Genomic DNA, 17,197 nt, shown 5'->3' with positions numbered 1-17,197 from the left:
GGCCACGCCGCCCGCCTCAATCCCTGGGCGGCGGCGGCGCCAGCACCTCGCGGTTGCCGTTGTGCTGCGGCGCGCTGACCACGCCGTCGGCTTCCATCTGTTCGATCAGCCGCGCGGCGCGGTTGTAGCCGATGCGCAAATGCCTTTGCACGCCGGAGATCGAGGCGCGGCGCGTCTGCGTGACCACGGCCACGGCCTTGTCGTAGAGCTGGGCGTCGGCGTCGCCGCCTTCCTCGCCGTCCTGCGGCAGGCCGGAGTCGTTGATGAACTTGCCGTCGCTGGTGGCCTGCACTTCCTCCAGCACGCCTTCGATGTACTGCGGCGCGCCCTGCGCCTTCAGCCAGGCGACCACGCCGTGCACTTCATGGTCGTCGACGAAGGCACCGTGCACGCGCTCGGGCGTGGCGGTGCCGGGCGGCAGGTACAGCATGTCGCCGTGGCCGAGCAGCGCCTCGGCGCCGCTCTGGTCCAGGATCGTGCGCGAGTCGATCTTGCTGGAAACCTGGAAGGCGATGCGCGTCGGGATGTTGGCCTTGATCAGGCCGGTGATCACGTCCACCGACGGACGCTGCGTGGCCAGCACCAGGTGCACGCCGGCGGCGCGCGCCTTCTGCGCCAGGCGGGCGATCAGCTCCTCCACCTTCTTGCCGACGATCATCATCATGTCGGCGAACTCGTCGATGATGATCACGATGTACGGCAGCGGCTCCAGCGGCTCCGCGGCGAGGTTCGGCATCTCGGGATTGGGGCGGAACAGCGGGTCCAGCAGCGGCTGGCCCGCGTTCTCGGCGTCCTTCACCTTCTTGTTGAAGCCGCCCAGGTTGCGCACGCCCACCGCGGCCATCAGCTTGTAGCGGCGCTCCATCTCGGCCACGCACCAGCGCAGCGCGTTGGCGGCCTCCTTCATGTCGGTGACGACCGGTGCGAGCAGGTGCGGGATGCCCTCGTACACCGAGAGCTCCAGCATCTTCGGGTCGATCATGATCATGCGCACGTCTTTCGGGCTCGCCTTGTACAGCAGCGAGAGCACCATCGCGTTCACCGCGACGGACTTGCCCGAGCCGGTGGTGCCGGCCACCAGCAGGTGCGGCATCTTGGCGAGGTCGGTGACCACTGGCTTGCCGCCGATGTCCTTGCCCAGCGCCAGCGCCAGCGGCGACTTGGTCTGGTCGTAGCGGTCCGAGCGCAGGATCTCGGAGAGGTACACGATCTGCTTCTTGGCGTTGGGGATCTCCAGGCCGATCACGTTCTTGCCGGGGATCACGTCGACCACGCGCACGCTGACCACGGACAGGCCGCGCGCGATGTCCTTGTCGAGGCTGGACACCTGCGAGCCGCGCACGCCGGCGGCCGGCTCCAGCTCGAAGCGGGTGATCACCGGGCCGGGATAGACGCCCACCACCTTGGCCTCGATGCGGAAGTCCTTGAGCTTCAGCTCGACCTGGCGCGAGAGCACTTCCAGCGTTTCTTCCGAGTAGCCCGGCCCCTGCTCCGGCGCCTCGTCCAGCAGCGACAGCGGCGGCAGCTCGCCGGGCGCGGAGGCGCCAGTGAACAGCGGGATCTGCGTCTCCAGCCGGGCGCGCTCGCTCTTCGCCACCGGCGCGGGCGGCGTCTCGATGCGCACCGGCTCGCGCTTGGCCTGCTTCACCGCCTCGACCTTCTTCGCCGTTTCCCGCTCGGCGCGCGCCTGCTGCGCCTTGATCGCCTCGGGCGCCTCGCGCAGCTTGCCGCGCAGCCACTCGATCGCGCGCCAGGTGGCCTGGCCGGTCCAGTCCATCAGCTTGAACCACGACAACCCGGTGGCCAGCGTCACTGCCACCAGGAACAGCGCCAGCAGCAGCAGCGGTGCGCCCCTGTCGCCGAAGGCGGCAAGCAGACCGCGCGCCACCGCATGGCCGATCACGCCGCCCGCGCCTTCCGGCGCCATCGTGCTCTGCGGGAAATTCAGCCAGCACAGGCCCGGCGCGGTGACGAAGAAGAACACCGCACCGACCAGGCGCAGCGAGGATTCCCAGGGATGCACCGGCTGCATGCCGCGCTGGCGCAGCACCTGCACGCCGAGCAGCAACAGCAGCACGGGGAAGAAATACGCCACGCCGCCGAACAGGTAGCGCAGCAGGTCGGCGACATAGGCACCCACCGTGCCGCCCAGGTTGTGCACGTGCGCCGCCGTGCCGACGTGCGACCAGCTCGGATCCTGCGCGTCGTAACTGAACAGGCACACCAGCAGGTACAGCGCCAGCGGCAGCAGCACCAACGCTCCCGCCTCGCGCAGGCGACGCTTCAACTCGTCGCTCAGGGCGACCGTTTCCTTCTTCTGCTTGACGTTTGCGCTGCGCGCCACCGGGACGGGCTTCCTTGTGGTCGGGATTCCCGGCAAGTCTACACAGGGAATCCGGAAAAACCGCGCTCCCGGCGATTTTTCGATGCGGCGAGCGCGGTGCCGCCGGCACCGCCGAGCCGCTCGCGCCGTGCCGCAAGGACGGCGCCTCCCTTGAATCGGCCGCCCGCCTTCCCCATCCTTGCGGACCGGCATCCACCACGATGCAACCTTCGCGGCGGCGCCGGCGAACAGCCACACATGCCGCCGATCACCCTGAGGACCCCCGCATGACCGCCACGCCCAAGCACACCCGCCTGCTGATCCTCGGCTCCGGCCCCGCCGGCTACACCGCCGCGGTGTACGCCGCGCGCGCCAACCTGAAGCCGACCATGATCACCGGCCTGCAGCAGGGCGGCCAGCTGATGACCACCACCGACGTGGACAACTGGCCCGGTGACGTCGAAGGCCTGCAGGGTCCGGCGCTGATGCAACGCATGGCCGAGCACGCCGAGCGCTTCCACACCGAGATGATCTTCGACCACATCCACACAGTGGACCTGAAGCAGCGCCCGTTCCGCCTCAAGGGCGACTCCGGCGAGTACACCGCCGATGCGCTGATCGTGGCCACCGGCGCCACCGCGAAGTACCTCGGCATCGCCAGCGAGGAGAAGTTCAAGGGCAAGGGCGTGTCCGCCTGCGCCACCTGCGACGGCTTCTTCTTCCGCGAACAGGAGGTGGTGGTGATCGGCGGCGGCAACACCGCGGTCGAGGAAGCGCTGTACCTGTCCAACATCGCCAGCAAGGTCTACCTGGTGCATCGCCGCGACAAGCTGCGTGCGGAGAAGATCATGCAGGACAAGCTGTTCGAGAAGGCTGCCGCCGGCAGGATCGAGCTGGTCTGGAACCACACCGTGGACGAGGTGCTGGGCGACGACTCCGGCGTCACCGGCGTGCGCGTGAAGGACGTCAACTCGGGCGCCACCCGCGACATTGCCGCCACCGGCTTCTTCGTGGCGATCGGCCACACGCCGAACACCGGCATCTTCGAAGGCCAGCTGGAGATGCACGACGGCTACATCAAGATCCACAGCGGCCAGAGCGGCATGGCCACCATGACCTCGGTGCCCGGCGTGTTCGCCGCCGGCGACGTGGCCGACCACGTCTACCGCCAGGCGATCACGTCGGCCGGCTTCGGCTGCATGGCCGCGCTGGATGCCGAGCGCTGGCTGGATCAGCAGAAGCCCGCTTGAGCACCGTCACGCTGCACTGCATCCACGACCCGCTGTGCGGCTGGTGCTACGCCGCGCAGCCGCTGGTGGGCGCGGCGCTGGCGCAGCTGGGCGGCCGCCTCGCGCTGCGCCTGCACGGCGGTGGCCTGTTCGACGAGCCGCGCCAGGTCGATGCCGAACTGGCGCAGCACATCGTGCATGCCGACGAGCGCATCGCGCAGCTCAGCGGCCAGCCGTTCGGCGAGGCGTACCGGCAAGGCCTGCTGGCCGAGGACGGCACCGTGCTGCATTCGCTGCCGCCGACCGCCGCGGTGTTGGCCGCCGAGTCGCTCGACGCGGCCATGGCGTACCCGATGCTGGTGGCGATCCAGGACGCGCACTATCGGCGCGGCCTGCGCGTGGCCGAACCTGCCGTGCTCGCCGAACTGGCCGAGGAGATCGGGCTGGACGGTGCGAGCTTCGCGCTGGCCTGGGCACGCGCCGACGGCCACGCCGTGTTCGAACACGTGCAGGCCAGCCGCCGCCTGCTGGACGAAGCTGGCGGCCAAGGCTTTCCTACCTTGCTGCTGGAAGCCGACGGGCGCCGCGCGCCGCTGCAGCACCACCACTACTACGGCCGGCCCGAAGCCTTCGTGCAGATGCTGGCCGCGCAGCTGCCCGCGCTGCACTAACCTTTGCGCGTGATCGAAGCACGCTTCCACGACCGCATCGCCGACATCCCCGCCGCCGATTGGGATGCGCTGCGCCCCGACGGCAATCCCTTCGTGTCGCACGCGTTCCTGCATGCACTGGAAGACGGCGGCTGCGTTCGCCCCGCCTGGGGCTGGCAGGCGCATCACCTCGGGCTGTACGAACACGGCCGGCTGATCGCCGCCGCGCCGCTTTACCTCAAGGGCAATTCGCACGGCGAGTTCGTGTTCGACTGGAGCTGGGCCGCGGCGTGGGAGCGCGCCGGCGGCGACTACTACCCCAAGCTGCTCTGCGGCGTGCCCTACTCGCCCGCGACCGGGCCGCGCCTGCTCGCCGGCGGCGACATCGAACTGCAGCGCTCGCTGGTGCACGCGATGCGCCGCGAGGCGGAACGCCTGCGGCTGTCCTCGGTGCACGCCAATTTCCTGCCGGACGACGAAGCCGCCGCCTTCGACGACGACTGGCTGGCGCGTTCGGACATGCAGTTCCACTGGGTCAACCGCGCCTGGCGCGACTTCGACGGCTTCCTTGCCGCGCTCAACCACAAGAAGCGCGCGAACATCCGCCACGAACGCGCCCGCGTCGCTGCCAGCGACCTGCGGGTGGAGTGGCGTGGCGGCGACACGCTGGACGGGGCCGAGTGGAACGCGGTGCACGCGCTCTACCTCGCCACCTTCGACGCCAAGGGCAACCACGCCGCGCTCACCGCGGACTTCTTCCGCCGGCTCGGCACGCTGGGCGGCATGGCGCAACTGGCGCTGGCGCGCGACGGGGACGGCATCGCGGCGATGGCACTGTTCCTCGAAGGCGACGGCGTGCTGTACGGCCGCTACTGGGGCAGCCGCGTCGAATGGCCGGGCCTGCATTTCGAGCTGTGCTACTACCGCGGCATCGAGCACGCGATCGCCCGCGGCCTGCGGCGCTTCGAGCCGGGCGCGCAGGGCGAGCACAAGCTGGCACGCGGCTTCCTGCCCGTGCGTACCCATTCGCGCCACCTGATCCTGCACGAGGGCTTCCGCGCCGCCGTGCGCGAGGCGCTGCTGCATGAAGCGGCGTCGATGGACGACTATGCGCAGGAGCTGCTGGAACACAGCCCGTATGCGCAAGGCGGTGCGCGATGATCCGGCTGCCCGAACTCGATCCCGCCTCGCCGACGCGCTTCCCCGACCCGCGCACGGCGCTGCGCGAACCGAACGGACTGCTCGCGTTCGGCGGCGACCTCTCGCCCGCGCGCCTGCTGGCGGCCTACGGCCGCGGCGTCTTCCCGTGGTACGGCGAAGGGGAACCGGTGCTGTGGTGGTCCCCCGATCCACGCTGCGTGTTCCGCACCGAGGCCCTGCGCATCAACCGCAGCCTGCGCCGGCAGCTGCGCGGCAAGCCGTGGCGGCTCAGCGTGGACAGCGCGTTCGAGGCGGTGATCCGCGCCTGCGCCGCGCCGCGCGAAGGCCATGCGGGAACCTGGATCCTGCCCGGCATGGTCGCGGCCTACACCGAACTGCACCGGCTCGGCCACGCGCACAGCGTGGAGGTGTGGGACGGCGCGCGACTGGTGGGCGGCATCTACGGCGTGGCGGTCGGCCGGCTGTTCTGCGGCGAGTCGATGTTCAGCGCCGAAAGCGGCGGCTCGAAGCTTGCCCTGATGGCGCTGGCCGGACTGCTGCGGCAATGGGGCTGGCCGCTGATCGACGCACAGGTGGCCAATGCGCACACGCTGGGTCTGGGTGCCGAGGAGATACCGCGCGAAGCTTTCCTGCGCGAGGCGGCCCGGCTGGCCGCCCTGCCCGGCCACACAGGCAGCTGGGCGGACGCCGGGACGCTGCTGCCGCGGCCCGGCGAGGTTCAGGCGACGCGCTGAACCGGGGCAACGAACGCCGTATCGGGCAGCGCCGCCAGGCGTTTCAGGTCGGCGTAGTTGCCGAGGAACAACTCGACCAGCCGCGGATCGAGCTGGCTGCCCGCGACTTCGCGCAGATAGGCCAGCACGCGCTCCTCCGGCCACGCCGGCTTGTAGACGCGCTCGGTGATCAGCGCGTCCCACACGTCGATCACGCTGAAGATGCGCGCGGCCAGCGGGATCTCCTCGCCGCGCAAACCCTGCGGATAACCGCCGCCGTCCCAGCGCTCATGGTGGCTGTGCGGCACGTCGCTGGAGCCGCGCAGGAAATCCACCTGCTGCAGCAGCTCGTGGCCGATCCGCGGATGCTGGCGCATCAGCGCCAGCTCCCGCTCGTCCAGCGGACCGGGCTTGGTGAGGATCGTGTCGGGCAGCGCCAGCTTGCCGATGTCGTGCAGCAGCGCCCCCAGCCGCAGTTCGTCGAGGGCACGGCCACGCACGCCGTCCAGCCGCCCCAGCTCCGCGGCCATGCGCGCCACGCGCTCGGAATGATGGCCGGTCTCCTGGTGGCGCACGTCCATCGCCGTCACCAGCACGCGCAACGCCTGCTCACGCCCGAGACGCAGGCGGCTGTTGCTCCGTTCCAGGCGTCGCACGTCCCGCCGGATCATCCAGTAGAGCAGCAGGCCGGTGGCCAGCACGAAGCCCCATCCCTTGAGCGTCTGCAGCTCCATGCGCAGCGTCTCGTCCGCCACCAGCACCTCCACGGCGCGGTCGGAGCACCAGATCCACACCGCGGCGAACAGCACGTACACGCCCGCGATGCGCAATGGCGGACTCGTCTGCATGCAGCGATACCCCTGCCTACCTGATATGCCTATTCCGCCACGCCACGGCGCCGCCGTCGAGGCATGGCTACCGATCCTGCGATGGGTTTCTCAACTGCCGTCCGGCCGCATGCCCTGCCTCGGCGCCGGGCTTCGGCCACCCGGTTCAGGCCCTGCGCACGAACTCCGACTTCAGCTTCATCGGGCCGATGCCATCGATCCTGCAGTCGATGTTGTGGTCGCCATCCACCAGGCGGATGTTCTTGACCTTGGTGCCGACCTTCACCACGAGGGACGAGCCCTTGACCTTGAGGTCCTTGATCACCGTGATGCTGTCGCCGTCCGCCAGCAGGTTGCCGTTGGCGTCCTTCACCACCAGCTCGTCGGTCTCCGCCGCGGCCTCGGCCACCTTGGGCCACTCGTGTGCGCACTCCGGGCACACGAACATGGCGCCGTCCTCGTAGGTGTAGGTGGAGTTGCACTTCGGGCAGTTGGGGAGGTCGCTCATGCTCGGTCCAGCGTGTCGTTGTCTGGTTGTTGCAGTGAAACGCGCCGCGCTCAGCCGGCGCGGCTGGCGTACTTGCGGGCCACGTAGTCGTCGAGAATGCCCACGAATTCGCTGGCGATGTTGTCGCCGCGCAGGGTCATCGCCTTCTCGCCGTCGATGAATACCGGCGCGGCCGGCGCCTCGCCGTTGCCGGGCAGCGAGATGCCGATGTTGGCGTGCTTCGATTCGCCCGGCCCGTTCACCACGCAGCCCATCACGGCCAGGGTGAGGTTCTCCACCCCGTCGTATTTCACCCGCCACACCGGCATCTGCTCGCGCACGTGCTCCTGCACGGTCTTGGCCAGCACCTGGAAGAACTCGCTGGTGGTGCGGCCGCAACCCGGGCAGGCGGTGACCAGCGGAGTGAACGAACGCAGGCCCATGGTCTGCAGCAGCTCCTGCGCCACGACCACCTCGCCGCTGCGCGCGGCGCCCGGCTCCGGCGTGAGCGAGATGCGGATGGTGTCGCCGATGCCTTCCTGCAGCAGCACCGCCAGTGCGGCGGCGGAGGCGGTGATGCCCTTGGAACCCATGCCCGCCTCGGTGAGGCCCAGGTGCAACGCGTAGTCGCAGCGCAGGGCCAGGTCGCGGTACACCGCGATGAGTTCCTGCACGCCGGACACCTTGCAGGAAAGGATGATGCGCTCGCGCGGCAGCCCAATCCGCTCGGCCAGCGCGGCGGAATCAAGCGCCGAGCGGATCAGCGCCTCGCGCGCCACGTGGCTGGCGTCCCACGGTTCGGCGCGCGCGTGGTTCTCGTCCATCAGCGTGGCGACCATTGCCTGGTCCAGCGAGCCCCAGTTCGCGCCGATGCGCACCGGCTTGCCGTACTGGATCGCCTTCTCGATGATCGCGCCGAACTGCACGTCCTTCTTCTTGCCGAAGCCCACGTTGCCGGGATTGATGCGGTACTTCGCCAGCGCCTCGGCGCAGGCCGGCTCGGCCTCCAGCAGCTGGTGGCCGTTGTAGTGGAAGTCGCCGATGACCGGCACCTCCACGCCCATCATCGCCAGCCGGTCGCGGATGCGCGGCACCGCGGCGGCGGCGGCCGGGGTGTTCACCGTGATGCGCACCAGCTCGGAACCGGCGCGGGCCAGTTCGGCGATCTGCTTCGCGGTGGCGACCGGATCCTCGGTGTCGGTGTTCGTCATCGACTGCACCACGATGGGGGCGCCGCCGCCCACCGTCACATTGCCGATCTGCACGCCGACGCTGGGACGGCGCGCCGCCGGCTCGGCCGCACGCGGTTTCGGGGTAGAGGATTCGTTCATGCAGGCAACCGGGAAAGATTCCGCCGCTCGACGTCGCGGCGCAGGCGACAAGCATAACGGAACACCCATGACCGCAAGGCGAAATCGCGCCGCCCGGCATGGCACACTGCCTCCATGCCCGCGACTTCGCCGCTGTCCTCTCCCGCCACCCGCCTGCTGGCCGAGCAGGCACTGAGCCGCAGCGCGGGCGCACCACTGCTGGGCGGCAACGCGGTGGAGCTGCTGATCGATGCCGAGGCGCACTTCGCCGCCTGGCTGGACGCGATCCGCGGCGCACGGCGCAGCGTGCTGCTGGAAAACTACATCGTCCGCGACGACGCCGTGGGCCGCGCGTTTCGCGACGCGCTGGTCGAGCGTGCGCGCGCCGGCGTGTTCGTCGCCGTGGTGGCCGACTGGATGGGCTGCCTCGGCCAGTCCGGCCACGCGTTCTGGCAACCGCTGCGCTCCGCCGGGGGGCAGGTGCGCGTGTTCAATCCGCCGCAGCTGGGACAGCCGTTCGGCTGGCTCAGCCGCGACCACCGCAAACTGCTGGTGGTGGACGGCACGCAGGGCTTCCTGTCGGGCGTGTGCATCAGCGCGAAATGGCTGGGCGACGCGCGCCGCAACGTGCCGCCGTGGCGCGACACCGGCGTGGCGCTGCGCGGCCCGGTGGTGGCCGAGATGCAGGCCGCATTCGCGCAGAGCTGGGCCGAGACCGGCGGCGAGTTGCCGGCGCTCGCGCCGCTCCCCGCAGCCGCCGCCGGCAACGTGACGCTGCGCCTGATCGCCACCCAGCCGTCCAGCGCCGGCATCTACCGGCTCGACCAGATGATCGCCGCCCTGGCGCGCAGGACGCTGTGGCTCACCGATGCCTATTTCGTGGGCACCGCGCCCTACGTGCAGGCGCTCACCGCCGCCGCGCGCGACGGCGTGGACGTGCGCCTGCTGGTGCCCGGCGCCAGCGACATCCCCATGGTGGCCAGCCTGTCGCGCTCGGGTTACCGGCCGCTGCTCCGGGCCGGCATCCGCGTGTTCGAATGGAACGGCTCCATGCTGCACGCCAAGACCGCGGTGGCCGACGGCCAGTGGGCCCGGGTGGGCTCCTCCAACCTCAACCTCGCCAGCTGGCTGAACAACCGCGAGATCGACGTGGCGATCGAGGATGCCGGCTTCGCCGCACAGCTCGCCGCGCAATACGAGCACGACCTCACCCGTGCCACCGAGATCGTGCTGAGCCCGCGCAGGCGCCGTCGCGACAAGCTGCGCGGCGCCACCGAGCGACCGCCGCGCGCGCACCACGACGGCGGCAGCTCCAGCCGCGCCGCCACGGGCGCGGTCCGCCTCGCCAACCGCATGGGCGCGGCGCTGATCGACCAGCGCGTGCTGGGCCGCGCCGACGCCGGCCCCCTGGCGCTGGGCGCGATCGCCCTGCTGCTGCTCGCGGCGCTGGCATGGTGGCAGCCCGCGGTGCTGGCCTGGCCGCTGGGCCTGCTGTGCGCGTGGCTGGCGCTCAACCTCGCCATCCGGGCGTGGCGCGAGCGGCGGCGCAGACCGGATGACGCGGACTGAGCCGCCGCCCTCCATAGATCAGGCATCACCTGCACAAGGTCCGCCAAGCCTCTGTTATGCAAGCCGCTTGTGCCCGGCAAGACGTGCTAGGCTCCCGCTCTCATGCACCCGCCCGACGACCACGCCGCTCCACCCCGCCACATCCTCACGCCCAGCACGCTGAACCGGCTGGTGCGCGGGCTGCTGGAGGACGCGCTGCCGCTGGTGTGGATCGAGGGCGAGCTGTCCAACGTGGCGCGCCCGGCATCGGGGCATCTCTACTTCACGCTGAAGGACAGCGGCGCCCAGGTGCGCTGCGCGATGTTCCGCCCGAAAAGCGCCGCACTGCGCTTCAAGCCCGTCGATGGCATGCAGGTGCTGCTGCGTGCCCGGGTCGGCCTGTACGAACCACGCGGCGAATTCCAGCTGGTCGCCGAGCACATGGAGCCGGCCGGCGAAGGCGCGCTGCAGCGCGAGTTCGAAAGGCTGAAGGCGCAGCTCGACGCCGAGGGCCTGTTCGACGCCGCGCGCAAACGCGCGCTGCCCCGTTACGCACGGCGCATCGGCGTCGTCACTTCCGCCACCGGCGCGGCGATCCGCGACGTGCTCAGCGTACTCGCGCGACGCTGGCCGCTGGCCGAGGTGGAGGTGCTGCCGGTGCCGGTGCAGGGCCGCGAGGCGCCGCCCGCCATCGTGGCGATGCTGAAGAAGGCCTCGGCCAGCGCCCGCTACGACGTGCTGCTCGTCACCCGCGGCGGCGGCTCGCTGGAAGACCTGTGGGCGTTCAACGACGAAACCGTGGCACGCGCGATCCACGCCTGCGCGGTGCCGGTGGTGAGCGCGGTGGGTCACGAGGTGGACTTCAGCATCGCCGACTTCGTGGCCGACCTGCGTGCACCCACGCCCTCGGCCGCCGCCGAACTGCTGGTGCCCGATGCGCAAGCCACGCTGCGCCACCTGCGCCAGTTGCGGCAACGCCTGGCGCTATTCGAGCAACGCCGGCTGCAGTCGCTCGGCCAGCGCGTCGACCACCTGCTCGCACGCCTGCAGGCGCAGCGTCCGCAGGCGCGGCTGGCGCGCGACCGCGAACGCCTCGCCTACCTGCAGCATCGCCTGTCCACCGTGCAGCGCGAGCGGCGGCAACGCGAGCTCGCCAGGCTGGATCGGCTGCATGCGCGCCTGCTGGCCCGCCACCCGCAACAGCGCCTTGCCCTGCTGCAACGGCAACTCGCCGAGCAGGCCCAGCGCCTGCGCCAGGCGATGGCGCGCCAGCTGGAACGCGACCGCCATGCCCTGCAGCAGGCTGCCCGCACCTTGCATGCCGTCAGCCCGCTGGCCACGCTCGAGCGCGGCTACGCGATCCTGTTCGATGCCGACGGCCAGGTGCTGCGTTCGGCGCGACGCGTCGAACCTGGCGCCGCGCTGCGCGCCCGCCTTGTCGACGGCGAGCTGGCGCTGCATGTGGACGAAGGTTGACGTCCGCTCACGCCCACTGAACGCGCCATCGCGCATCCTGCCGCCTCCCCACGGAGGTCGTGCATGAAAGCTGCATTGTTGTTCGTGAAGGCGCTGGAAGCCGAAGGCGTGCGCTGCATCTTCGGCCTGCCGGGCGAGGAGAACCTCGATCTGGTCGAGGCACTGCGCGAGTCCTCGATCAGGCTGATCGTCACCCGCCACGAGCAGGCCGCCGGCTTCATGGCGGCCACCTGGGGCCGGCTCACCGGCGAGGCCGGCGTGGCGCTGTCCACGCTGGGACCGGGCGCGACGAACCTGGTCACCGCGGCGGCCTACGCCCAACTCGGCGCGATGCCGATGCTGATGATCACCGGGCAGAAACCCATCCGCCTGCACAAGCAGGGCCTGTTCCAGCTGGTGGACGTGGTGGACATGATGCAGCCGCTCACCAAGTACACGCGCCAGCTGGTGTCCGCCGCGACGATCCCGGCGCGGATCCGCGAGGCGTTCCGCCGTGCCGAGGAGGAGCGTCCCGGCGCGGCGCACCTGGAACTCCCCGAGGACATCGCGCGCGACGACGTGGACGACGCGATCCTGCTGCCCACCGAGTACGCGCGCCGCCCCTCGCCCGACGACGCCGCGCTGGTGCAGGCCGGCGAGGCGATCAGCCAGGCGAAGCATCCGATCCTGATGATCGGCGCGGCGGCGAACCGCCAGCGCACCGCGGTGGCGCTGCGCGCCTTCATCGACAAGCTGGGCATCCCGTTCTTCACCACGCAGATGGGCAAGGGCGTGGTGGACGAGGACCACCCGCTGTGGCTGGGCAACGCCGCGCTGTCCGACGGCGACTTCGTGCACCGCGCGATCGACGCCGCCGACGTGATCGTCAACGCCGGCCACGACGTGGTGGAGAAGCCGCCGTTCTTCATGCACAAGGGGCGGCGCACGGTTATCCACATCAACTTCTCCACCGCCGAGGTGGACGCGGTGTACTTCCCGCAGATCGAGGTGGTGGGCGACATCGCGCACACCATCGAACGGCTCACCGATGCGCTGCAGAAGCAGCCGCACTGGGACTTCGGCTACTTCGACAAGGTACGCAAGGCCTTCCACGCGCAGCTGAAGGAGCACGCCGACGACGCGCGCTTTCCCATGCATCCGGTGCGCGTGGTCGCCGACACGCGCGCCTGCATGCCGGACGACGGCGTGCTGTGCCTGGACAACGGCATGTACAAGCTGTGGTACGCGCGCTACTACCGCGCCCGCCAGCCGAACACGATCCTGCTCGACAACGCGCTGGCGACCATGGGCGCCGGCCTGCCCTCGGCGATGGCGGCGAAGCTGGTGCATCCGCACCGCAAGGTGCTGGCGATCTGCGGCGACGGCGGCTTCATGATGAACGCGCAGGAGCTGGAGACCGCGGTGCGGCTGAAGCTCGACCTGGTGATCCTGCTGCTGCGCGACGGCGGCTACGGCATGATCCGCTGGAAGCAGGCGGACATGGGCTTCGCCGACTACGGCATGCAGTTCGGCAACCCCGACTTCGTGATGTTCGCCGAGGCGCATGGCGCGCACGGCCATCGCCCGGACAGCGCCGACGCGTTCCTGCCCACGCTGCGCGCGGCGTTCGACGCCGGCGGCGTGCACCTGATCGACCTGGCGATCGACTATGCCGACAACCACCGCATTCTCGACGAACAAATCCGCCAGCTGAGCGCGGCGGTCTGAACCGGAGAACCCGATGCTCGACAAGACCTACCCCTACTACCTCGCCAACCAGCCGCAGACGTCGAAGACCCTGCTGGACGTCTTCGACAAGTACAGCGGCAAGCTGGCCACGCGCGTGGCCATGCCCGACGCGAAGGCCACCGAGAAGGCCATCGCCGCCGCGGTGAAGGCGGCCAAGCCGATGCGCGAGTTCAAGCCCTGGGCGCGGCAGGCGGTGCTGCAGCACTGCGTGGACCGCTTCAGCGCCCGCCGCGACGAGCTGGCCGAGGCGCTGTGCATCGAGGCGGGCAAGCCGATCAAGGACGCGGCCGGCGAAGTGACGCGACTGATCGAGACCTTCCGCATCGCCGCCGAGGAAGCCGTGCGCATCAACGGCGAGACCCTGAACCTGGAACTCGCCGCGCGCCTCGACGGCTACCACGGCTACACCAAACGCGTGCCGCTGGGGCCGGTGTCCTTCATCACGCCGTTCAACTTCCCGCTGAACCTGGTGGCGCACAAGGTGGCGCCGGCGATCGCCGCGGGCTGCCCGTTCGTGCTGAAGCCCTCGGAGAAGACGCCGATCGGCGCGCTGATCATCGGCGCCGTGCTGGCGGAGACCGACCTGCCGAAGGGCGCGTTCTCGGTCCTGCCGCTGGATGGCGCGCATGCCTCGCCACTGGTGGAGGATCCGCGCTTCAAGCTGCTCTCCTTCACCGGCGGCCAGATCGGCTGGGACCTCAAGGCCCGTGCCGGGCACAAGAAGGTGACGCTGGAACTGGGCGGCAACGCAGCCTGCATCGTCGACGGCGACCAGGGACCGAAGCTGGACAAGGTGGTGGAGCGGCTCATCTTCGGCGCGTTCTACCAGTCAGGCCAGAGCTGCATCGGCGTGCAGCGCATCTATGCCCACGCCGACGTCTATGAGGCGCTGAAGCGGAAACTCGTCGCGGCCACGAAAAAGCTCAAGGCCGGCGATCCGAAGGACAAGAGCGTGTTCCTCGGCCCGATGATCGACGAGGCCGCCGCCGAGCGCCTGCACGGCTGGATCGTGGAGGCGAAGCAGGCGGGCGGAAAGATCCTCTGCGGCGGCAGGCGCCGCGGCAACATGCTCGACGCCACCCTGATGGAGGACGTGCCGGCCGATGCCAAGGCGAACCGCATGGAAGCGTTCGGCCCGTTCGCCCTGCTCGCGCCGTTCCAGACCATCGACGAAGCCATCGCGCTGGTCAACGATTCCGACTACGGCCTGCAGGCCGGTATCTTCACCGACAGCCTGGAGCACGCCATGCGTGCCTGGGACGAGCTGGAACAGGGCGGCGTGGTGGTGAACGACATCCCCAGCTTCCGCGTGGACAACATGCCCTATGGCGGCGTGAAGCTCTCCGGCCTCGGCCGCGAGGGCGTGCGCTACGCGATCGAGGACATGAGCGAACTGCGCCTGATGGTCATGCGGCGCTAGGTCGGCCGCACGATGGCTCAGCCGGAGGGAGGCGTGGCGGCTTCCGGCGGAGCCTCGCCACGGCTGCGCCACGCCAGCCACCGGTACCAGGCCATGCCGGCGTACTCGTGCAGCGCCTGGTCGGTGAGGCGCAGGTTTGCCGTCAGCGGCCACGGCGACCACACGCCACGCGAGTAGTCCGCCCGCACCGGCGTGGCCACGATGCCGAAGTGGCGGAACGCGAACTCCGCACGCCGCAGGTGCAGCGCCGAACTCACCAGCCAGACCCGCTGCGCGCCGATACGCGCCAGCGGCGCCCGCGCGAACTCGGCGTTCTGCCAGGTGGTGCGGCTGCGCGACTCGAGCATCATGGCGGCGGCCGGCAAGCCGAGCCGGGCCAGTGCCGCGCCGTAGGCCCGCGCCAGCGGCTCGTCGGAGGCGCCATCCTCGCCGCCGCTGACCAGCACCGTGCAGCGCATGCCCGCGGCGCGGCACGCGTCGTACAAGGACATCGTTTCGGCCACCCGCGCATAGCCGGCCAGTCCCGGCTCCGGCTCGCCGCCGGGCGGGTTGTTGGCATTGGCGGTGAGCAGCACGATCGCGTTGGCAGGTGCCCAGTGCAGCGCCGGACGGTGCGCATACGGCGCCTCCCAGCCACGCAGCAGCAGGTGGGGAACCGGGCCGCAGCCGACCGCGAACACGGCCACCAGCGCCAGCACGCCGCCCGCCAGCCGCAGGCGGTGCCGGCCGCAGCGCCCGGCCAGCCACGCGCAGGCGAGCAAGGCGATCAGCGCGGACAGGACCATGCATGCTCCGGGGTCGGCAGGACCTGCACCATGCTCATGGCGCCCCCGGCCGGGTCGCCCGCACGTTCCAGCCCAGCGCGTTGTAGACGTGGTAGCGCAGCACGCCGACGAATTCGTGCAGCGCGAGGTCGGTCATCGCGAAATTCCACGACTGGGGCCACCAGTCGACACGCGCGTCGATCCAGTCGCTGCGCACCGGCGTGGCCGCGACGCCGAAATGCGCGAAGTACAGGCTGGCGCGGCGCAGGTGGCCGGCCGAGGACACCAGCACCACGTGCCGCGCACCGTAGCCGCGCAGCAGCGGCGCGCTGAACTGGGCGTTCTGCCAGGTGTTCATGCTATGCGGTTCCAGCAGCAGGTCGCCGGCGGGCACTCCCATGCGTTCCAGCAAGTCGCCGTAGACCGCAGCTTCCGACCGGCCGGCGTGCAGCGCGTCGCCGCCGCTCACCACCAGCTTGCACTCCCTGCCGCCCGCCTTGCAGTCGCGGTACTGCACCAGCGCCTCGTCGATGCGGCCGTACCCGTACAACGTCGGTTTCACCGTGCCGTCCGGCGTCCGCACCGCGCCGGCGCCCAACACCACGATGGCATTGCGCGGCGCCCAGGCAATCACCGGCCGCTGCGCATACGGCTGCTGCAGTACATGCAGCAGCCATGCCGGCAGCAGGCCGCAACCCACGGCCATGAACAGCAACGCCGCCAGTCCCAAAACGGCACGTGCCGTGCGCCGCCATTCCAGCGCAAGCGACAGCAGGCCAAGCAGCACGAGAACGATCAGCACGTCCAGCGACATCGGCACCCTCCTCCCGGCATCCACCGCCAAGACCGGCAGCCTAATGCAAAGGCATGACGCGATGGCGTGCATCGCCTACCCTGCCCGGCATGAGCGAAACCTTGCACACCCTCGCCGCCACTTGCCGCCACTCCGAGGAAATCAGGAAGAGCCGCTTCCTGGCCCAGGCCGCGCCGGTCGACTCGCCGGAGCAGGCGCTGGCCTTCGTGCGCGCGGTGTCCGCGGCGGATGCCACGCACAACTGCTGGGCCTGGCGCATCGGCCAGGACTACCGCTTCAACGACGACGGCGAGCCCGGCGGCACTGCGGGCCGGCCGATCCTGCAGGCGATCGAGGGCCAGGGTCTCGACCGCGTCGCGGTGGTGGTGACGCGCTGGTTCGGCGGCATCAAGCTCGGCGCCGGAGGCCTCGCCCGCGCGTACGGCGGCACCGCAGCGGAATGCCTGCGCACGGCCGAACGGGTGGCCATCGTGGCGATGGCACGGCTGGGCTTGCACTGCGATTTCGCGGAACTGGCTCTGCTCAAGGCGCGCCTGCGCGAACTGGGCGCGGTGCCGACGCAGGAGCAGTTCGGCGCGGACGGCGTGGCGCTGGAACTCGAGCTGCCCGCGCAACGTGTGGCCGAGGCCGAACGGCGCATCGCCGACCTCAGCCGCGGCCGCATCGCGGCAAGGCAGCTGGATTGAGCCTCGTTTCAATGCCGTCATCAAAACGCCAGATATCTGGCTTGTCGAACACCGATGCGCT

At 70.4% G+C, this 17,197-nt stretch carries 15 protein-coding genes; 9 read left to right on the top strand and 6 right to left on the bottom strand.

Translation table 11 applies throughout. The features are described 5' to 3' along the window. Positions 1–16 precede the first annotated feature (16 nt). The gene (locus ACQGNW_RS01725) at positions 17–2,344 is read right to left on the bottom strand and encodes a DNA translocase FtsK (protein WP_426661329.1); all 2,328 of its coding nucleotides are present in this window, start codon (positions 2,342–2,344) and stop codon (positions 17–19) included. A gap of 266 nt (positions 2,345–2,610) precedes the next feature. Here ACQGNW_RS01725 and trxB point away from each other — a divergent pair, with 266 nt between their 5' ends. From trxB to aat, 4 genes are read left to right on the top strand one after another with little or no spacing between them, the layout of a single operon-like run. After that, positions 2,611–3,573 carry a thioredoxin-disulfide reductase gene (gene trxB, locus ACQGNW_RS01720; RefSeq protein ID WP_426661328.1) on the top strand — a complete coding sequence of 321 codons (963 nt, stop codon included), beginning with the start codon at positions 2,611–2,613 and terminating at the stop codon, positions 3,571–3,573. Continuing rightward, entirely contained in the window at positions 3,570–4,223 is a 654-nt protein-coding gene (locus ACQGNW_RS01715) for a DsbA family protein (RefSeq protein WP_426661327.1), read from the top strand. The genes trxB and ACQGNW_RS01715 overlap by 4 nt, the downstream gene beginning before the upstream one ends. Positions 4,224–4,232: 9 nt before the next feature. Beyond that, positions 4,233–5,363 (top strand): GNAT family N-acetyltransferase, encoded by a 1,131-nt coding sequence (locus ACQGNW_RS01710; protein ID WP_426661326.1) that lies wholly within the window; start codon positions 4,233–4,235, stop codon positions 5,361–5,363. After that, complete coding sequence (aat, locus tag ACQGNW_RS01705) at positions 5,360–6,097, top strand: leucyl/phenylalanyl-tRNA--protein transferase (RefSeq protein WP_426661325.1); 738 nt, start codon at positions 5,360–5,362, stop codon at positions 6,095–6,097. The genes ACQGNW_RS01710 and aat overlap by 4 nt, the downstream gene beginning before the upstream one ends. Here the strand turns inward: aat and ACQGNW_RS01700 are convergent. From ACQGNW_RS01700 to ispG, 3 genes are all read right to left on the bottom strand, one after another. Further along, complete coding sequence (locus ACQGNW_RS01700) at positions 6,082–6,924, bottom strand: HD-GYP domain-containing protein (RefSeq protein ID WP_426661324.1); 843 nt, start codon at positions 6,922–6,924, stop codon at positions 6,082–6,084. The two genes, aat and ACQGNW_RS01700, sit on opposite strands and share 16 nt — an antisense overlap. A gap of 145 nt (positions 6,925–7,069) precedes the next feature. Further along, the gene (locus ACQGNW_RS01695) at positions 7,070–7,411 is read right to left on the bottom strand and encodes a zinc ribbon domain-containing protein YjdM (protein ID WP_426661323.1); all 342 of its coding nucleotides are present in this window, start codon (positions 7,409–7,411) and stop codon (positions 7,070–7,072) included. Between the two features lie 50 nt (positions 7,412–7,461). Next, positions 7,462–8,721 carry a flavodoxin-dependent (E)-4-hydroxy-3-methylbut-2-enyl-diphosphate synthase gene (gene ispG, locus ACQGNW_RS01690; RefSeq protein WP_426661322.1) on the bottom strand — a complete coding sequence of 420 codons (1,260 nt, stop codon included), beginning with the start codon at positions 8,719–8,721 and terminating at the stop codon, positions 7,462–7,464. Positions 8,722–8,835: 114 nt separating this feature from the next. Here ispG and ACQGNW_RS01685 point away from each other — a divergent pair, with 114 nt between their 5' ends. The 4 genes from ACQGNW_RS01685 to ACQGNW_RS01670 all read left to right on the top strand — a co-directional run bounded on the left by ACQGNW_RS01685 (position 8,836) and on the right by ACQGNW_RS01670 (position 14,872). Next, complete coding sequence (locus ACQGNW_RS01685; protein ID WP_426661321.1) at positions 8,836–10,269, top strand: phospholipase D-like domain-containing protein; 1,434 nt, start codon at positions 8,836–8,838, stop codon at positions 10,267–10,269. Between the two features lie 102 nt (positions 10,270–10,371). Next, entirely contained in the window at positions 10,372–11,724 is a 1,353-nt protein-coding gene (gene xseA / locus ACQGNW_RS01680; RefSeq protein ID WP_426661320.1) for an exodeoxyribonuclease VII large subunit, read from the top strand. 63 nt (positions 11,725–11,787) lie between these two features. Then, positions 11,788–13,431 (top strand): acetolactate synthase large subunit, encoded by a 1,644-nt coding sequence (locus ACQGNW_RS01675; RefSeq protein WP_426661319.1) that lies wholly within the window; start codon positions 11,788–11,790, stop codon positions 13,429–13,431. A gap of 13 nt (positions 13,432–13,444) precedes the next feature. Continuing rightward, the gene (locus ACQGNW_RS01670) at positions 13,445–14,872 is read left to right on the top strand and encodes an aldehyde dehydrogenase family protein (protein WP_426661318.1); all 1,428 of its coding nucleotides are present in this window, start codon (positions 13,445–13,447) and stop codon (positions 14,870–14,872) included. Positions 14,873–14,889: 17 nt separating this feature from the next. Here ACQGNW_RS01670 and ACQGNW_RS01665 read toward each other — a convergent pair whose 3' ends face one another. Continuing rightward, positions 14,890–15,657, bottom strand: a complete 768-nt coding sequence (locus ACQGNW_RS01665; RefSeq protein WP_426661317.1) for a YdcF family protein — start codon at positions 15,655–15,657, stop codon at positions 14,890–14,892. Positions 15,658–15,691: 34 nt separating this feature from the next. Continuing rightward, a complete protein-coding gene (locus tag ACQGNW_RS01660; protein WP_426661316.1) occupies positions 15,692–16,450 on the bottom strand; it encodes a YdcF family protein in 759 nt (252 codons plus the stop codon). A gap of 89 nt (positions 16,451–16,539) precedes the next feature. Here ACQGNW_RS01660 and ACQGNW_RS01655 point away from each other — a divergent pair, with 89 nt between their 5' ends. Then, a complete protein-coding gene (locus ACQGNW_RS01655) occupies positions 16,540–17,136 on the top strand; it encodes an IMPACT family protein (protein ID WP_426661315.1) in 597 nt (198 codons plus the stop codon). Positions 17,137–17,197: the final 61 nt, after the last annotated feature.

It is taken from the genome of Rhodanobacter aciditrophus (genome assembly GCF_050026795.1).
In the GTDB taxonomy this organism is placed as follows: Bacteria; Pseudomonadota; Gammaproteobacteria; order Xanthomonadales; family Rhodanobacteraceae; genus Rhodanobacter_A.
Note: the sequence above shows the minus strand (reverse complement) of the source record. Positions and strands in the feature narration are given on the sequence as shown.